This window comes from Sporosarcina sp. OR05, from assembly GCF_041414805.1.
GTDB classification, from domain to species: domain Bacteria; phylum Bacillota; class Bacilli; order Bacillales_A; family Planococcaceae; genus Sporosarcina; species Sporosarcina saromensis.
In genome coordinates this window covers 345,861-362,536 of the sequence record NZ_JANKJL010000001.1, presented here as the reverse complement: position 1 = coordinate 362,536, position 16,676 = coordinate 345,861, and the positions used below count along the sequence as shown (strand labels likewise).

Below are 16,676 nucleotides of genomic sequence, written 5' to 3'. Positions count from 1 at the left end.
GGTTCAAAAAACAATAAAAACCGCATGTCGCTGAAAGTCTTAAAGACTCCGGCTCCATGCGGTATTTCACATTCTCTATTGGCACTGATCCAATTTAGGCAACAAGACAGATTACAAGTCTTTCTTCTTTCTACTCGCTTTCTTTTTGACTGCTTTCTCGATATTCTCAAACCTTCGAATATCTCTTGGCCGTACGGTAATCGGTTCCTTGCTTAATAATTTCCCGAGAGAAAACATGATTAGAATAATGAATAGTGTAAATGGCAATGCCGATACGAGCGAGGCTGATTGTAAAGCTTCCAATCCACCGGCGTACAAAAGGACCGCCGCTATCGCTGACATGAGGAATCCCCAAGTCATTTTAACAATTAGTGGTGGGAATAAACTTCCCCGCGTTGTCATACTTGCTAAAATATACGTTGCAGAGTCTGCAGATGTGATTAAGAATGTAAAGATTAAAATAATCGCTAAAACAGACATCAGTCCTGTTAACGGCAAATGCTTGAACGTCTCAAAAATTGCTGACGTTACATCCGCATCCACCGCTTCTGCAATCTTTGTTCCGTTGTTCATATCGCTATACAATGCTGTTCCACCGAGTGTAGCAATCCACATACACGAAAATACGGGTGGAATGACCATAACTCCCGCAATGAACTCCCGCATTGTACGGCCTTTGGACACCCGAGCAACGAACGCTCCGACAAAAGGAGACCAGGCAATCGTCCAAGCCCAATAGAAAATTGTCCAATCTTGCACCCAGTTTCCACCTTTGTACGGTTGCAAACGCAAGCTGTATTTAATGAAATTATTAATGTAATCGCCAATTGCAAGTGTAAAACTTTCTAAAATAAATACTTTAGGGCCCACGATAAAAAAGAATACAAGCAACACAATCGCCATGCCTAAATTGAAATTCCCTAAATACGCAATTCCCTTCTTCAAGCCGGTTGATGCAGATAGCATATAGGAAAAGAAAAGGACTACGATGATCATCATTTGGACGAAGAACGTGCTTTTCATATTAAACACTTGTTCAAGTCCTCCACTCATCTGCAACACACCCATTCCGAGTGACGTTGCAATTCCCATTACAGTCGCAATGACAGCAAAAGAATCAATCCCATTTTTCACAATTCGGTTTGATCCAACGAGTGGCTCCAAAGCTGTTGACACAAGGCCATCCCTCTTCTTTCTGAACTGAAGAAAAGCGATCACAAGACCAACAATGCCAAAGATGGCCCATTGGGATACCCCCCAATGGAAGAAAGAATACCCCATTGCTACACGGGCCGCATCTTCGGACTGTGCTTCCACTCCGTTAATGGGTGAAGCGAAATAATGACTCATCGGTTCGGCTACACCCCAGAAGACAAGACCTACGCCAAACCCTGCAGAAAACAACATACCGATCCACGTGAAGAAGGGATATTCCGGTCGCTCCGAATCTCCACCTAAACGGATCGCTCCATATTTACTGATCGCAAGTGCAACAAGGAATGCAATAATGACAAATACCGTGAGCAAATAGAACCAACCAAAGTTGGTCGTTGTAAATGCGTATAAACGATCTGCAACGTTGCCAAACGGCCCGGGTATGGATGCTCCTAGCACAACTAATAGCAAGATGACAATTGATGAAATTAAAAATACCGGATTCCTTAAAAATGTCCTATCCAAAACGTAATCGACTCCTAATTAGTAAGTTACCACCCTTATACCCTATTTTTTTCTTGAATAACATATAAACAATAGAAACTACTACGGAGTTTATAATTTCTACAATAAAGAATCGCTCTTTTTATTGACTGCTCGATAAAAAATAAGCACAACAAAAATAAGCAGTGAGGATAGTAAATACATCTTCTGGTAGCCCAAGTGGATCGCCAAAACGCCTAACACATAGGAACCAATCGCCAAACCAGTATCAAAGAAAGTAAAAAACGTAGCCGTTGCATACCCGCTTCTTCGTTCCGATGTCGATTGAATCGCAAGTGTTTGTAAACTTGGCACCAATGCTCCATATCCAAAACCGACAAATGCTCCAGCCAGTAAAAACACCCCTGGCGAGTTGACAAATGCAAGGATGAATAGTCCAATACCGAACGATAGAAACCCGGGTATTAAAATCGAATTAGGTCCTTTTTCATCAAATAATTTACCGGTAAACGGTCTTGTACCTAGCATAACAGCAGCATACACAGCAAAAAATGTGCTTGCAAGGTGCAACAAGTCTTTGCCTTGTGCATAGATCGATAAATAGGACAACACACTTGCATAGGCGAATGAAACGATACTGCCCACAGTTGCAATCGGCAGTGCCTTTCTTTCAAACAAATCACTCCATGTCAAACGTTTAAATGCCGCACCCGTTGAGTTTTTTTCTGTCTGAGGTGTAAATAAAGATAGAATACTTCCAAGTACCATAAGCACACTCATTGTGACAAAGAGGATATGAAAAGAGTACGCTTGAATAATGTATAGCGCGATAAAAGGACCAACAACAACTGCTAAGTTCGAAGACATAACAAAATAGCCAAGCCCAGCCCCTCGTCTTGATGGCGGAACGATAGACGACGTAATCGATACAGCTGCCGTTGTAATAATACTGAACCAAATGCCTTGGAAAAACCGCAAGAAGAGTAATCCTTCAAATGGAGTGATAAAAACATAGAGGATCGTACTGACTAAATAGAAGAACAAACCCCACAACAACAATTTCCTTTTTCCGACCATATCAAGTAGTTTTCCGGTAAATGGACGGACAATAATTGCGGACAGCAGGAAAATTGTCATGAGCAACCCGGCTTCTTCATCTGTGCGTTGAAGGGCACCTGTTGCATATAACGGTAGCGCCGATACGAGGCCATAAAATACGATGAAAACTGAAAGATTTGTTAAAAATAGACTAAGAAATGCTTTCGTCCAAATTGGTGGTTTACTTATCACGAACGAGGACCTCTTTCCCGTCTATTTTACGCAACAACAAGATGAGCTGATTTTCCTCTTCCAGAGTCAGTCGATTTAAGCAATCACTTTCGAATTGGATAATTGTCTCCTTAATATGAGGAAGCTTTTGGATCGCTTCTTCGGAAAGACGTACAATTTTCTCACGGCGGTCCTTCCCTTCTCGAGTTACTAACCATCCCATCTCTTCCAATCGATTCACAGTTCGTGTAATCGTTGGGGCTTCGACATTTAAATACTTCCAAATTTGCGTCAACGTCATTTCAGTATGTAAATCGATGCAATAAATGACACTCCACTGTGCCGCGAACAAGTCATGTTTCTTCAGTACATTATTTACTTCTTTCGTTAACAGTCGATATTTTTGAAATAGCTCATGAATGATTGGATTCAACATTTTCCACTCCTTTATTTACTTAAGTAACTAAATGAGTGTACACCGTTTGGATTTTGTTGTAAAGGTGCATAAGCCAAGCTATCTAAAAAACCGTGTGAACAAGGCTGTACACGCCTTAATTTCACACGATTCGTTGAAATGAGAACTTATAATTGACTTAACAACGGAGCTAGATTCATTTATTTCATTCTAACAACTAACGATTTTATGATGTTGGCTTGGTGACCGTTATTTTTTGGTCTTTCGGCAACATGAGTCCGACGAGACCAATGAAAGGAAGGAATGAAGCAATCACCATTGTCGGGAAGATCCCGATTACATCCATTAGTCTACCCATAACAACAGCACCAATCGCACCCATACCAAAAGCTAATCCGACAGTGAGTCCGGCCATCGTTCCAATTTTACTTGGGACAAGTTCTTGCGCATAGATAACCGTCACGGAGTAACTGAGCATGATGAAAAATCCAATTGCAGCTAACAGAGGACCGACTGCCCATAGGGATACATACGGCAAGAGGAGGCATAGGGGTAATGGAACGAGTAGCGATAGAACGATTACATTCTTCCTTCCAATCCGATCCGCCATTGGCCCACCGAAAAAAGTCCCTGCAGCTCCTAGTGCCATAAATAAAAAGATTAATAATTGACCTTGTGCAATTTTCAATCCGTATTCATCCAACAAATAAAATATGTAAAAGCTCGTTACGTTTGTAACGTAAAATGAACGCGCAAAGATGATGGTCAAGATCAGTGTCAAAGCGATTGTAATCTGTCTTTTAGTCAATTCTCCAATGCTAGAGAGTAATACTTTTTTTCGATTGTTTTGCCTCTCCAGTTCAAGTTGTTGTTTATACCAGGCAGATATTCGAGATAACAGTACAATTCCGACTGCAGCAACGATAATGAAGACAGCAGCCCCTTTCTGCCCTAGTGGAACAAGCACAAATGCGCTGATTAACGGAGCTAATGCTTGTCCGGTATTACCTCCTACTTGGTAGATCGACTGAGATAGTCCTCTTTTATTGCCAGCAGCTAAAAATGAAACCCGGGATCCCTCTGGATGGAAGACGGCTGACCCGAACCCTAAAATGATGACGGAAAGTAAGATAAGCCAATAACTTGGCGCAATTGCCAAACCTGCCATACCGACAAGTGAAAAAGTCATTCCGATCGGCAACGCATAGGGCATCGGACGCTTATCACTGAAGTAACCAACGACTGGCTGGAGAACGGAAGCAACCATATTTAAGGCAAAAAAGATGAACCCAAGCTGCGTAAACGTTAGCCCTCTTTCCGCCTCCAAAACAGGAAACATCGCAGGAATAACGGCTTGAAGTGTATCATTTAGCAAATGACAACCACCGATAGCAAACATGATTGGATAGACTGGATTGGTAAAGCCTTGTTTTTCTTTCGTTAACGCCAATTGAATCCCCACGCTTTTCAATAAAATTTCACAATATGTATAGTATAGCGTAATTAGTAGGCACAATGGGGATATCTCAGAAATTTTGCTTTCTTATCGTTTTCGTTTTATGACGCAAAATTTCCGGGTAAAACAATTGTACAGATTACGAAAGGGTGGACATTGCTATGATGCTCTTTGACTCAATTCCTGTAATGACTCTGTTCCCCATCACACTTTTTTTATTGACATTGGAAATTGTCCTTTCCTCTTACAAAGCTTCATCCATCCATTGGACCCGAAAGCTTGCATTCGGCAATCTAGTCATTAATGTCTTCTGGATTGCACTAATCATCATTTTACTATTAAATCCATTGGTCATTCATCCGTTTTTAGCAGACATGTTGTCGCAAATTTTTGGCCGATCGCCTGAAGATATATCAAATCAGGTGTATCTGATTATTTTCGGCATTGGATTTCTATCCATCATTTCAACCGTAATCGATTCTTTTACTGGTTTTAAACAGTCCAAAACCGAAAAAACTAAGCTCCAGTAAAAGAACTTAGTTTTTTCATGCGTCGCACTAATTGGTCTAGGATGTTCCAATTAGTGGGTGAGCTGTCAGTTTAATTTGAAGTTATCGATCAAATTCACAAAGTTATGACCAAATCAGGACTATTTGACTAGCAAGAGTGCATTGTTTCATTACACAAATACGATATCATTTTAGAATCCTTCGCTGATCAGGTTCCTGCTTCAGCAGTACTTTAGCTAAAAGATTAAAATTTTTTAACGCGAACTTTCCTTGATGCAATAAAGCTTGCTGCTAAACCGACACAAAGGACTGTAACGATTGAATGGAGTAAGGAAATACCGCTCAATAAATAACTTCCTGTAACAACAATAAAACTGTCGAAGAAAAAAATCATGAACGCTGGATTGATGGAAATCTTATTCGCAATCATTTGTGCAAGTAAATCAGTGCCACCAATGCTCACATCCATTGATAACATCAGACCGACACCCGTCCCTATAATGAAGCCACCAATAGCAGCTTCAATAATTGGGTCAACAAATATCGAACCTCCAAGTACTGTCAACGGATGAAACAAATCGATGAATAAGGAAGAACAAAGCATTCCATGTAATCCATTGTAGAAAAAAGGGCGATACAAAAACCAAGCGACGAGGAAGATCGGTACGCTAATTGCCAAGAAAGTCTTTCCTACTTCTACGTCTTGTAAATAATGAAGTAATAAGCTAATGCCAAGTGCTCCGCCTTCCATCAAACTGTTCGGGAGCAGGAATACATTTACACCAATTGCAATAAATGAACTGCCGATTAGAATCATCGTTGCCCTTTTCAGCATCTCATTCTTTCGGCTATTTGTAGATGCGACCATATGTTGTATAGGACAACCCCCGTTTATATGGAATGAACACGTTTTTCATTATGTACAGTTCCTTCTTTAGCGGATGAAGTAATCTTCTTCCAGTCAACGTGTAGACAAAGTCGATTTATGGCTTTGTCTACACTCTTTTGAATGAAATTACTAATCCATAGGAAATTCTAAACAAAATATTACCGTTATGACGTTACACTTTGCTCTTCTTCCACAGTTTCAGTACCTGCTACAACAACAGCTGCTGATGCATCTCCTACAACATTTACAGACGTTCTCATCATATCCAGCACCCGGTCAATACCTGCTATAAGCGCAATGCCTTCAAGTGGCATATTGACAGAAGTGAGCACCATCGCGAGCATAATCATCCCTGCGCCAGGAACACCTGCAGTGCCAATGGAAGCTAAAATGGTAATGAGGACAACCGTCAACAATTGCAGAAATGATAATTCTAAGTTATAAAACTGTGCAATGAATATGACTGCAACCCCTTGATAGATGGCTGTTCCATCCATATTTATTGTTGCACCTAACGGCAAGACGAAGCTCGAAATCTTTTTCGGTACACCAAGGTTTTCATTTGTGTTCTTAATCGTAACAGGTAGGGTACCTGCGCTGCTTGCCGTACTAAATGCAACTAATGCAGCAGGTGAAATGCCTTTAAAGAACTTTTTAGGACTCATCTTGCCAAATGTTTTCACAGCAGTCGAATACACAATGACAGCATGCAACAAACAAGCTACATACACTGCAACAATTACTTTTAGAAGCGGCAATAACACAGATGGGCCATATTGACCGACAACCGGAGCAAGTAAGCCTAAAATGCCAATCGGCGCAACTTTCATGACAATCGCAGTAATTTTATACATCACTTCTGCAAACCCTTCAAAAAACTTGAACACGGGCTGCGCTTTTTCACCAACTAACGTAATCCCAATTCCGAGAAATAAAGCAAAGAAAATAATCTGCAGGATACTCCCATTTGCCAATGAAGTGAATGGATTATCAGGGACAATATGCAACAGTGTCGTTATTGGGCTCTGTGGTTCTTTCGTTGCCGCTTCAGGTGCAACAAGACCGTCAGAAGAAACTGATACCCCTTCTCCTGGTGAAATTGCAAATGCAACTGCAAGTCCGATGACAATTGCCACAGCAGTCGTCGCAAAATAGTAAACGACTGTTTTAAACCCGATTCTTCCCAATTGTTTCGGGTTTGTCGTACTTGCCACTCCAACGACTAACGTCGATAAAATAAGCGGTGCAATGATGAATTTAATTAATCGTAAAAACAGCTCGCCAAAAGGCTTTAAGAAATTGATGGAACTGCCAAAAAATGTACCTAAAATAATCGCTAAAACAAATGCCATAAAAATCTGCGTCACAAGACTGAATTTAACTTTCATCGTTCTCCCCTTTCACAGTGTAGTCAGTACGTAAAATTCTCTTATACCAACATATACAAGTTCGAGGACAAACATGAGTAAATTCGTGGTCTCAGAAGAAAAAGGATGCTCTCATCGTGTAAAGCTCACAAAGAAAGGAGCTAGTATTTTTTGAAATGAAAGAAGACAGTACTGTAAACTTTCGAGTGAAGTGATAGAAATTTTGTGCATTTTAGTAGAGATCAAATACAAAAGCCGTGTCAAACCAAGGTGAGATTCTTGGCTTCACACGGCACTATACATGACGAGTAGAACGATTCTTGCGATAAACATAATAGACCATTCCCATCATTAAGAGAGCAGCAACAGTGATGATCAAAAACACATTAGATAGGATATTTTTAATATGAAATGGAGCTTTATGTGCATAAACAGCCTTCACCCATTGCTCATTATTCTCTACAGCAATTGCTGAGGATGTAGAAATTCCTTTTATTTCATAATAGTTCGTTCCAATTGGAAAATAGTTTGAAGCATTCCCGTAATGATCACCAGTCATCTCATGTGGTTTCGTCTCCACTTCTCCTAGCCTTTTGCCGATTTCACTTTCTTCAATCATCTCTTCCAATTTGACCTCGTACACATCCCCATTCCAAACGACAAAGGGATATGCCCATTGTAATGCATGCGCTGAAGAAGCAAGGAAAAACATCAATAATAAGACGATCGGAAATTTTCGCATGAACATCCCCTTTGCTACACTGCTTTAAAACCATCTTCCGACAATTGGGTATTGATACGGTTCATCTTGTACTGCTTTCACAATGCCGATAATTGGAACAATAATGGTCATCAAACTAAATACGATGAGCATCGGAATCCCAATCAGAAAAATGACTAAAATAGCGGAAATAAAAATCAATGCCCCCATTACTAATTGAAACAATAACGCTTGAATCGATAATCTCTTAACTTCTACATCATCAATGACAAGATACAATATAAACGGCACGAGGCATGGTGCAAAAAATGCACTTGCATGAACCAATATCTTAAGACCTGTTTTTTCCATGAACTGAACCCCCTCTATCTACCTTTATATACGGAAGGTGATAGCAAAAGTTTCATTCAACGTAGCGCTTCTTTCGCTTGTTTGTTCAAAGCATTTACGTCAATCTGCCCCACAATGTCGTCTTCTAAATTGTAACGATGCTTCAGCTCTAAGATCCTTCTTACACTTTCGTCAATGCGTTCTTCAGAAATAGTCCCTGTAAATACGGCATCTTTTAAAGTTTCAATTGTTTTGACTTGATTGGCATAGTCCCCAGCAATAAGTAAAAGATCACTTCCAGCAATGAACGCTTGCAAGCCCGCTTCAGGAACGGTGTACGCATTCGTTATTGCGCCCATCGTTAAATCATCAGTTATCACAACGCCGTCGTACCCTAGTTCTTCACGGAGAAAATCGGTTATGACATTCTTAGATAACGAGGACGGATTTGTGGCATCTAGTGCAGGAAACAAGATGTGTGCAATCATGATGCCATCAACTTCTTGAGCAATAGCTTGCTGGAATGGTACAAGTTCCGTTGCAATTAATTCGTCGATATTTTTATCGATGACGGGCAATGATTTATGTGAATCAATGTGTGTATCCCCATGTCCGGGAAAATGTTTCACAATCGAAATAACGCCATTATCAACCATGCCCTTTCGAACGGAAAGTGCATGTTGTGTTACTATTTGCGGGTTTGACGAATAGGAACGATCGCCGATGACTGGATTTTTCGGATTACTATTCACATCCAGGACAGGTGCAAAATTTATATTGTATCCAAATGCATGGAGCAGCTCGGCAAGGTATACCCCACTTTTGTAAGCGAGTGCTTCATCCTCTTTTTGTCCAATTGAAGCAGCTGCAGGTAGTTTTTTCATACCTGCTGGCAATCGCGATACACGTCCACCTTCTTCATCAACCGAAAGGAATAAAGGAATGGAATAGTCTTTGTTAGCAACTTTCGCTTCATTTAGTAACTGGACAATGCCAGTAGGTGTAGATACGTTCTTCCCTAAGACAATGATGCCACCTACACGATAGTGGCGGATGAGGTGATCGAGTTCATCATCATATGTCTTTCCTTTCATACCTACGATGATCAATTGACCGATTTTCTCATCAAGAGACATCTTTTCCAATTGTTCATCAATGTAGGATACCGGCATATCGGCTATTGGTGCCACTTGTTCTCTTTCCGAAAACGTAGGAATCGTCTGTTCATCTTGCATCGTTGACGGTTGTGAGCAAGCCGTTAAAAGTAGAAAAAGGCATGCAAGGACGTAACCTAGACGTATGCACATATTTGGATTCCATTGCCTTTCTGTCACTTCCAAAATTCTTTCGCTCTTTCAATGGATTCAACTGTCACACGACCTTTCAGCATAGGTGGTGGACAATGTTTGTTATGCTCGTCAATCTTTTGGTTTAGTCCTATGACACGATTTTGTAAATCTACCTCAATGTTCTCGGCTTGTAACTTTGAAATCGCATGTAATTCATCTCTTATTTCATGTTGAAGCTTCAGCCAATGCGGTTTATACCCTGCATCTTTTGCTATTCGTTGAAAATGTTGATACGTATCACCCGAAAAGTATTCTTTTGGCAATGGCTTTCCTTGTCCTTTCAGGTTTTCCATTCCCCCTTCTTTTGCATGGCTCTTTAAAATATCTCCAATCAAGTCATTGTATGGCGGCATCGAATTCCCATCAGACATCTCCATCACACCTTCGTTTAAAGTTTTATAAGATCATTCTTACCACTTGAATAATCCAGCTTCATCTGCTCAAGTTCAAGCTTCAACTTTTCTGTTTCCATAATGAAATTCTGCTGCTTCAATCGCTCCAGTTCCAACTCTTCTTTCAGCATATCAGCTTTAATCTTCAACATTTTTCGTTGATGCTCTGTAATGATTGCTGTAATTGGTACACACATGACGACCGCGACAATTGCAAACCCTATCATTCCATTTCCCGTCCTTCCACCAAAAACTTCATACAACGGATTGCATGAGTATCTTTCACATGATTTGTCCAACATAGTCTCGCTAACATGATAATATGACAATTGGCAAGAAAGACTACTTTCATTTGTACTGATTCAGTTATCATTTCGCAGTAAACGTTTTGGGCATTACAACGCCGACGACTTCACCTTTTGCACAAACGACATCTTCTGCAAACACTTCTACTGTAACTTTCCATTTTTTCGGATGAATCTCTTCCACCGTGCCGACCGCTTTTAATGGAACCCCTTGTGGCGTAGGCTTTAAGTAATCAACATGTAAAGAAGCTGTCACAAACCGCGGTACATCAGCTTCATCGCCTGGTTCATGACCATTTTTCCGATAAAGTGCTAACGCACAGGACCCTGTTCCATGACAGTCCACTAGAGATGCAATTAGACCACCATATACAAATCCAGGAATCGCAGTATGTTTGTCTGATGGCTCATAATATGTAACCGTTTTCTCGCCATCCCATCCTGTCCGGAAATGATGCCCCTCGTCATTTAATCGTCCACAACCATAACACCAAGCAAAATCATCCGCATACCCATCTTGAATCGCTTGCTCAACATACTTTTTCATCCTCTTCACCCCTTCATATTTTCATTCCTTTGAAAAATAGTATAACATTAATCTTCTAAAATCTCTGCAGATGCAGTATTGAAAAAAATCCATTACATACTAAAACTACTACTAAACATCCCTCCGCACGCATTAAACATTATCGACACGCATATATACCATGAGTACTAATCCGCAATATTTTCTCTGCGTATACTATACAAACGACAGACGAGGAGGGATTGATTGGATGAAAATGCGAGCCCTATTGCTGACCGCCCTTCTAATTGGAGGAGCATATGCAATGCTCCAATCATTTAATGAGTACCAACAGAAAAAGTTTAGTGAACTCGTGGAGACAACACACTCAGAATTTCATACACTCGTCTTCTCAAAACCTCCCATGTTCGGCGCACCAGCAGAAACATGGGTCGTAGATGATGAAAAAGAAGTGAATGAATTCCTTGATTTTTTGCAAAACTATACGATTCAGAAACTCAAACCCGAGGAAATTGACCCTGACGACAATATCGACGAACTACGTATTACGCTCCAAAATCGAGATGGGAACAGCCTCACAATTGTCATTGCGGAAAACATGATTATTCAAAACTCCGAGCTTTACTATGAAATCGTAGACGGACCACTTGATGTCGATTGGATCGTGCGATTTATTGTCAGCAACAAATCATGAATGTGGATAGCGTGTAGTGAGCAAACCTTCCCTCTTGTTTGGAGAGAAGGTTTTTGTGATGTTATCGCGTGGGAGTGTTGCGTTGCGAGCGGGTTATGTTGTGATACGAGCACGTTACGTTGCGATGCGAGCTCATTACGTTGCGATGCGAACTCATTACGTTGTGTTACGAACGGAGCGTTGTGATACGAGCAGGTTACGTTGTGATACGAGCACGTTACGTTGCGATGCGAGCTCATTACGTTGTGTTACGAACGGAGCGTTTCGACGCGAGCGGGTTATGTTGTGTTACGGGCTGGTTACGTTGTGATGCGAGCCAGTTATATTGTGATACGACGGGAGCGTTGCGTTGCGAGCGAGTTACGTTGCATTACGGGCAGCTTACGTTGTCATGCGTCGCGAGCCTCTCTAAGGTTTCAATTTGTTTAAAGTGGAATAATTGTTAGAAATCGACTATATATAAAAAACACATGGTACCAAGGTTTTGTACTCGGTTCCATGTATGCTCCATTCTTTCACTTATACGCTCTTCAATCTTTAATTTACTATCGCATCGCATATTGGAGAATCATCTCTCGTACTCTAGGATTTAGCGTTTCAGGCATATTAGTCATTGGAAAATATCCGACTTCTGTTGTTTCGATCCCATCTGCGCGCAATTCTCCGCCACGAATGTCTGTTGTTGCATAAATGATGGTGACTGAATAATACTCGTGTCCATTTTTTAAGACTGTATGTGTTTTTGATCCCGATACGACGGTTACTAGTTTCAACTCACCAATGTGGATTCCTGTCTCTTCAAAAACTTCCCGTCTACCTGTTTCTTCAGCTGATTCACCTAGTTCCATGAACCCCCCAGGAATTCCCCAACGTCCATCCGCATTTTTCTGTAAAAGAATTTCGCCTTTCGAGTTAAACACACCTACTCCTACGCCAGTTAAGAGAAGCGGGCGATTACCTACTATTGCTCGTAAATCTTTAATATAATCCAACTCATTCCCCCTTCCGATAAACTGTGGTATCTCCGATGATATAAATTTTAGTCTTACATCAATCTATATGCACAACTTCCATACTGCGCCATTCATTCGGTGGAATTTCACAGGTTACTGCACCCCTTGATAACAATAAGGAATTGATGTCTTCAAAAGTTCTTCAATTCCCCCTTCGTAATAAGGTAATTCTCTATTCGCAATATCTAACTCCATCCATGCAGCTTCCAAAATGCCATCCTGGTCTTGAACTGCAACTTCGCCTTCAGTCGCTTCACCTATAAAAGTGAAAAACAGCACATGATTATTTTCTTGTCGTCTGAATGTTTCATTGACAGCAAGGAGCTTTCCGAGCGTTACGGTTAATCCCGTTTCCTCCCATACTTCTCGAATGGCAGCTTGCTCCAACGTTTCACCTTTTTCAACACCACCACCTGGTAACGTCCAATTCGTATACTTCTTATTCTTCACCATTAGCACTTTTCCTTCTTTTACAATCAATACGTAGACAACATCGACACGATTCACGAATTTCATCCCCCTTTTCATATATACTAAGAATCATAGCTTATCCTTGGAGGCGAAAACAATGAAGTTTGAAAATATTGACGAACGTGTTATTCAAAAATATCAAGAAGATGAGACACTGATGATTCGTCTGTTTGTACAATGGTGCAACAATCACAAGTTAGATGCACAAACGCTTTACAAAACAGCTTATCCTCACCAACAACAAAACGAGCGTTTGAAGGAAATTGTGGAAGCAGACGATTCTGTTGACGAGTTGTTCATTGACAATGAAACAATGCTTGACGTTCTTCAGCTATTTGGCAATGAAGACTTGGCATTTGTAGTTGCGGATGAAATTGCCCGGTTGTCTACACGAAAAAATTGAGTGCCTGAATGTTCACATTCATTTCCCTTTTCTAGCATACTACTATATACTGTAATTAGTTCGAATACCGTAATAAGGGAGAGATGAGAATGGTTAAAAGCTTACCACCACGTTCAGCAGTAGCAGTTGAAGAAACATGGAATCTAGAGGATTTATTTAAAACAGAAGATGCTTATAACGAAGCGATTAAAGATGTACAAGCTACAGTCGCTGCTTTTGCTGAACGCTTCAAAGGCAACATGACGGATGACTCTTCCGTTATCGAAGCGATTGACGGATACGCTGCGATTATGGGTAAATTGGTGCCAATCGGAGCTTATACGAACTTGGCACTCAGCGTCGATCAAACGAACGATGAAGCACAAATGCGTGCAAGCAAATTCGGTTCAATTGCTTCAAAATTGGGTAGTCAACTGGCTTTCTTCTCAAGTGAGATTTCGGAATTACCGATTGAACTATTGGAAAAAGCGATGGAACAATCCGCCGAATACAAAAATTACTTGGAAGAATTGATTCGCCAAAAACCTTATAAACTACATCCGGAAGTTGAGCGTACGTTAGCGGCCCTATCATCGGTATTAAACGCACCTTACGGATTATACGATACGACAAAATTAGTCGATATGAAATTTGATGATTTTGAAGTGCATGGAGAGAAGTTCCCACTCAGCTATATTTCTTTTGAAGGTGGCTGGGAACAAGAACCTGATACTGAAAAGCGAAGAGCCGCATATGATGCGTTCCATGCGAAGCTGAAAGAGTACCAACATACACAAGCGAAGACGTATGATATGCAATTGCAAAAAGAAAAGACCATTTCAGATCTACGTGGTTATGATACAGTGTTTGACTCCCTTTTGTTCAATCAAGAAGTCGATCGATCCATGTATGACCGCCAAATTGATTTGATCATGAATGAGCTCGCACCACATATGCGTAAATACGCGAAGCTCCTTCAAAAAGTCCATCGTCTGGATGAAATGACTTTTTCAGATTTAAAAGTGCCGTTAGATCCGAATTACGAGCCTAAAATTACAATTGAAGAATCAAAGAAATACATTAAAGAATCCCTTGCCATCATGGGTGACGACTATATGGACATGGTGAACCGCTCGTATGATGAACGTTGGACGGATTTTGCACAAAACGTTGGAAAATCAACGGGTGCTTTCTGTTCAAGCCCATATGGAACCCATCCGTATATATTAATCTCTTGGACAGGTAGTATGGAAGATGTATTCGTACTTGCTCATGAACTTGGACATGCTGGACATTTTTACAATGCGCATCAACACCAAAACTATTTTAATTCACGACCGTCCACTTACTTCATAGAAGCACCATCTACGATGAATGAAATGCTTGTTGCCAACCATTTGTTATCAAATTCAGACGATCCGAAATTCAAGCGTTGGGTCATTTCATCAATTGTAGCACGTACGTATTACCACAACTTTGTGACGCATTTATTGGAAGCGGCGTACCAAAGAAAGGTTTACGAGCGTATTGATGCAGGCGGTAGTGTGAATGCAAACGTCTTGAACAATTTGAAACGTGGCGTATTAGAAGAGTTCTGGGGCGATGATGTCAAAATCAATGAAGGTGCAGAGTTAACTTGGATGCGCCAACCTCATTACTATATGGGCTTGTATCCGTATACGTATAGTGCAGGCTTAACCATTTCAACACAAGTTTCCAAGCGAATCCTATCTGAAGGACAACCTGCTGTTGAAGATTGGTTAAAAGTGTTACAAGCAGGTGGGACGAAACCGCCTGCCGAACTGTCAAAAATGGCTGGTGTCGATATTACGACTGAACAACCATTGAAAGATACAATCGCGTATATCGGTGATTTGATTGACCAACTCGTAGAATTGACAGAAGAAATTGAGGGAGTCACAATTTAACAACGGTCTTTCATTGCTTAGCTGCCAACTATCGTAACTTCGGTAAATTGGCAGCTTTCTCAATGTTGTCACGGATTAAATAGTTCGATATGATAGCTAGTGTACACAAACCATTTTTGAAAAGAGGGATTCTTCTTGCCTTCCGCGCAATCCAATTGGTATATACGATTTGGGTGTCTTGCACCAATAATAGGAATTGGCTTGTTAGTCTACTTGTTAAATACGGATGCCATCATTCCTGGCTTCACTTTCTTTGCGCTGTTCTTTGGGTTCGGTGTATTGTTCTTGAATTTGTCAATTAGAGCAGAACAAAAAGTGAAGCAGAAACAGCTCGATTATTTAAATTCATTTAAGCCTACTTCACCCAATTACAACGAATCACACGCATTTGTCTCCTATGATTTATTGTCCAAAATAGCTGTGGATGAAAAAAATCGCCGCATTTACTTTTGGGAACCTGAAACAAGTGATGGAAAACCGCTTACAAAAGCGTATTTACATATGCCTTATACGGTTAAATCGTATACATACCAACAACTATTAGCTGTTGAATTGTTTGAAAACGGGACAAGGCAACAAACTGTCGTGAATGAAGCACCAAAAACGATCGAAAGAATTGAGGAACTTGGTCAATCCGTCGAGCAAATCATTACGAACAAGTCCACCTTAATCCGAAAGGTCATTTATCGTAAAGTGGCAACGTTGGAAATGAAAGTACTGCTTGATGATGAGGAAAAGCCTTATCGCATTGTCCGGTTTTACTCCAATCTTGATAAACGGTTAAAACGCAAATCAGCAAGCTATACATCAGTAAAACAAGACGCCGAACATTGGATTTCATTATTAACTTTTGTCATGAATCAAAAATAATCATAAGCTGCTATCCTTGATTGTTAAAGGATTAGCAGCTTTTTCTATCGAGTTCATGTTCATGTTGAGTTTCCTATCATGCATATAGTAGAATGAAAGCAACACCCAGTCAGACAAGTTCAAAAAATACG

At 40.6% G+C, this 16,676-nt stretch carries 19 protein-coding genes; 5 read left to right on the top strand and 14 right to left on the bottom strand.

The features are described 5' to 3' along the window. Positions 1-111 precede the first annotated feature (111 nt). From NRI27_RS01695 to NRI27_RS01680, 4 genes are all read right to left on the bottom strand, one after another. Positions 112-1,680 carry a BCCT family transporter gene (locus NRI27_RS01695; protein ID WP_371389295.1) on the bottom strand — a complete coding sequence of 523 codons (1,569 nt, stop codon included), beginning with the start codon at positions 1,678-1,680 and terminating at the stop codon, positions 112-114. Between the two features lie 99 nt (positions 1,681-1,779). Continuing rightward, on the bottom strand, positions 1,780-2,949 hold the full coding sequence (locus NRI27_RS01690) for an MFS transporter (protein ID WP_371389294.1): 1,170 nt from the start codon (positions 2,947-2,949) through the stop codon (positions 1,780-1,782). Further along, positions 2,939-3,364: a MarR family winged helix-turn-helix transcriptional regulator gene (locus NRI27_RS01685; RefSeq protein WP_371389293.1), complete on the bottom strand. Its 426-nt coding sequence runs from the start codon at positions 3,362-3,364 to the stop codon at positions 2,939-2,941. The genes NRI27_RS01690 and NRI27_RS01685 overlap by 11 nt, the downstream gene beginning before the upstream one ends. Positions 3,365-3,569: 205 nt before the next feature. Then, on the bottom strand, positions 3,570-4,742 hold the full coding sequence (locus tag NRI27_RS01680) for an MFS transporter (protein ID WP_371389664.1): 1,173 nt from the start codon (positions 4,740-4,742) through the stop codon (positions 3,570-3,572). A gap of 218 nt (positions 4,743-4,960) precedes the next feature. On the opposite strand from NRI27_RS01680, the gene NRI27_RS01675 reads away from it, so the two are divergent. Further along, the gene (locus NRI27_RS01675; RefSeq protein ID WP_371389292.1) at positions 4,961-5,329 is read left to right on the top strand and encodes a hypothetical protein; all 369 of its coding nucleotides are present in this window, start codon (positions 4,961-4,963) and stop codon (positions 5,327-5,329) included. A 223-nt stretch (positions 5,330-5,552) separates the two neighbouring features. Here the strand turns inward: NRI27_RS01675 and NRI27_RS01670 are convergent, their stop codons facing one another. The 8 genes from NRI27_RS01670 to NRI27_RS01635 all read right to left on the bottom strand — a co-directional run bounded on the left by NRI27_RS01670 (position 5,553) and on the right by NRI27_RS01635 (position 11,208). Then, on the bottom strand, positions 5,553-6,125 hold the full coding sequence (locus NRI27_RS01670; RefSeq protein WP_371389291.1) for a YitT family protein: 573 nt from the start codon (positions 6,123-6,125) through the stop codon (positions 5,553-5,555). A gap of 236 nt (positions 6,126-6,361) precedes the next feature. Beyond that, positions 6,362-7,585, bottom strand: coding sequence for a dicarboxylate/amino acid:cation symporter (locus tag NRI27_RS01665; protein WP_371389290.1), 1,224 nt, complete (start codon positions 7,583-7,585; stop codon positions 6,362-6,364). Positions 7,586-7,859: 274 nt separating this feature from the next. Continuing rightward, complete coding sequence (locus NRI27_RS01660; protein ID WP_371389289.1) at positions 7,860-8,306, bottom strand: hypothetical protein; 447 nt, start codon at positions 8,304-8,306, stop codon at positions 7,860-7,862. Positions 8,307-8,330: 24 nt separating this feature from the next. After that, positions 8,331-8,636 carry a magnetosome magnetite crystal formation protein family gene (locus tag NRI27_RS01655; RefSeq protein WP_371389288.1) on the bottom strand — a complete coding sequence of 102 codons (306 nt, stop codon included), beginning with the start codon at positions 8,634-8,636 and terminating at the stop codon, positions 8,331-8,333. Between the two features lie 56 nt (positions 8,637-8,692). Next, the gene (gene nagZ / locus NRI27_RS01650; protein WP_371389663.1) at positions 8,693-9,949 is read right to left on the bottom strand and encodes a beta-N-acetylhexosaminidase; all 1,257 of its coding nucleotides are present in this window, start codon (positions 9,947-9,949) and stop codon (positions 8,693-8,695) included. Next, on the bottom strand, positions 9,946-10,335 hold the full coding sequence (locus NRI27_RS01645) for a DnaJ family domain-containing protein (RefSeq protein ID WP_371389287.1): 390 nt from the start codon (positions 10,333-10,335) through the stop codon (positions 9,946-9,948). Before NRI27_RS01645 ends, nagZ begins: the two co-directional genes overlap by 4 nt. Positions 10,336-10,352: 17 nt before the next feature. Then, positions 10,353-10,583 carry a hypothetical protein gene (locus tag NRI27_RS01640; RefSeq protein ID WP_371389286.1) on the bottom strand — a complete coding sequence of 77 codons (231 nt, stop codon included), beginning with the start codon at positions 10,581-10,583 and terminating at the stop codon, positions 10,353-10,355. Between the two features lie 142 nt (positions 10,584-10,725). Then, positions 10,726-11,208, bottom strand: a complete 483-nt coding sequence (locus NRI27_RS01635; protein ID WP_371389285.1) for a PaaI family thioesterase — start codon at positions 11,206-11,208, stop codon at positions 10,726-10,728. Positions 11,209-11,437: 229 nt separating this feature from the next. Here NRI27_RS01635 and NRI27_RS01630 point away from each other — a divergent pair, with 229 nt between their 5' ends. Beyond that, a complete protein-coding gene (locus NRI27_RS01630) occupies positions 11,438-11,881 on the top strand; it encodes a hypothetical protein (protein WP_371389284.1) in 444 nt (147 codons plus the stop codon). Positions 11,882-12,426: 545 nt separating this feature from the next. On the opposite strand, the gene NRI27_RS01625 is transcribed toward NRI27_RS01630, so the two are convergent. Together NRI27_RS01625 and NRI27_RS01620 are read right to left on the bottom strand one after the other, a co-directional pair. Beyond that, positions 12,427-12,873 carry an NUDIX hydrolase gene (locus tag NRI27_RS01625; protein ID WP_371389283.1) on the bottom strand — a complete coding sequence of 149 codons (447 nt, stop codon included), beginning with the start codon at positions 12,871-12,873 and terminating at the stop codon, positions 12,427-12,429. A 114-nt stretch (positions 12,874-12,987) separates the two neighbouring features. Then, positions 12,988-13,401: an NUDIX hydrolase gene (locus NRI27_RS01620; RefSeq protein WP_371389282.1), complete on the bottom strand. Its 414-nt coding sequence runs from the start codon at positions 13,399-13,401 to the stop codon at positions 12,988-12,990. 61 nt (positions 13,402-13,462) lie between these two features. On the opposite strand from NRI27_RS01620, the gene NRI27_RS01615 reads away from it, so the two are divergent. The 3 genes from NRI27_RS01615 (at position 13,463) to NRI27_RS01605 (ending at position 16,545) form a co-directional block, all read left to right on the top strand. Further along, entirely contained in the window at positions 13,463-13,768 is a 306-nt protein-coding gene (locus NRI27_RS01615; protein WP_371389281.1) for a hypothetical protein, read from the top strand. Between the two features lie 89 nt (positions 13,769-13,857). Continuing rightward, positions 13,858-15,675 carry an oligoendopeptidase F gene (pepF, locus tag NRI27_RS01610; RefSeq protein WP_371389280.1) on the top strand — a complete coding sequence of 606 codons (1,818 nt, stop codon included), beginning with the start codon at positions 13,858-13,860 and terminating at the stop codon, positions 15,673-15,675. A 135-nt stretch (positions 15,676-15,810) separates the two neighbouring features. Further along, positions 15,811-16,545 carry a hypothetical protein gene (locus tag NRI27_RS01605; RefSeq protein WP_371389279.1) on the top strand — a complete coding sequence of 245 codons (735 nt, stop codon included), beginning with the start codon at positions 15,811-15,813 and terminating at the stop codon, positions 16,543-16,545. The last annotated feature ends 131 nt before the right edge of the window (positions 16,546-16,676 follow it).

Bases quoted from the DNA above. Each gene is read 5' to 3' on its own strand.
- NRI27_RS01685 (WP_371389293.1), bottom strand. From the start codon at position 3,364: ATGTTGAATCCAATCATTCATGAGCTATTTCAAAAATATCGACTGTTA.
- NRI27_RS01680 (WP_371389664.1), bottom strand. From the start codon at position 4,742: ATGTTTGCTATCGGTGGTTGTCATTTGCTAAATGATACACTTCAAGCC.
- NRI27_RS01675 (WP_371389292.1), top strand. From the start codon at position 4,961: ATGATGCTCTTTGACTCAATTCCTGTAATGACTCTGTTCCCCATCACA.
- NRI27_RS01670 (WP_371389291.1), bottom strand. From the start codon at position 6,125: ATGATTCTAATCGGCAGTTCATTTATTGCAATTGGTGTAAATGTATTC.
- NRI27_RS01665 (WP_371389290.1), bottom strand. From the start codon at position 7,585: ATGAAAGTTAAATTCAGTCTTGTGACGCAGATTTTTATGGCATTTGTT.
- NRI27_RS01660 (WP_371389289.1), bottom strand. From the start codon at position 8,306: ATGCGAAAATTTCCGATCGTCTTATTATTGATGTTTTTCCTTGCTTCT.
- NRI27_RS01655 (WP_371389288.1), bottom strand. From the start codon at position 8,636: ATGGAAAAAACAGGTCTTAAGATATTGGTTCATGCAAGTGCATTTTTT.
- NRI27_RS01645 (WP_371389287.1), bottom strand. From the start codon at position 10,335: ATGTCTGATGGGAATTCGATGCCGCCATACAATGACTTGATTGGAGAT.
- NRI27_RS01640 (WP_371389286.1), bottom strand. From the start codon at position 10,583: ATGATAGGGTTTGCAATTGTCGCGGTCGTCATGTGTGTACCAATTACA.
- NRI27_RS01635 (WP_371389285.1), bottom strand. From the start codon at position 11,208: ATGAAAAAGTATGTTGAGCAAGCGATTCAAGATGGGTATGCGGATGAT.
- NRI27_RS01630 (WP_371389284.1), top strand. From the start codon at position 11,438: ATGAAAATGCGAGCCCTATTGCTGACCGCCCTTCTAATTGGAGGAGCA.
- NRI27_RS01615 (WP_371389281.1), top strand. From the start codon at position 13,463: ATGAAGTTTGAAAATATTGACGAACGTGTTATTCAAAAATATCAAGAA.
- pepF (WP_371389280.1), top strand. From the start codon at position 13,858: ATGGTTAAAAGCTTACCACCACGTTCAGCAGTAGCAGTTGAAGAAACA.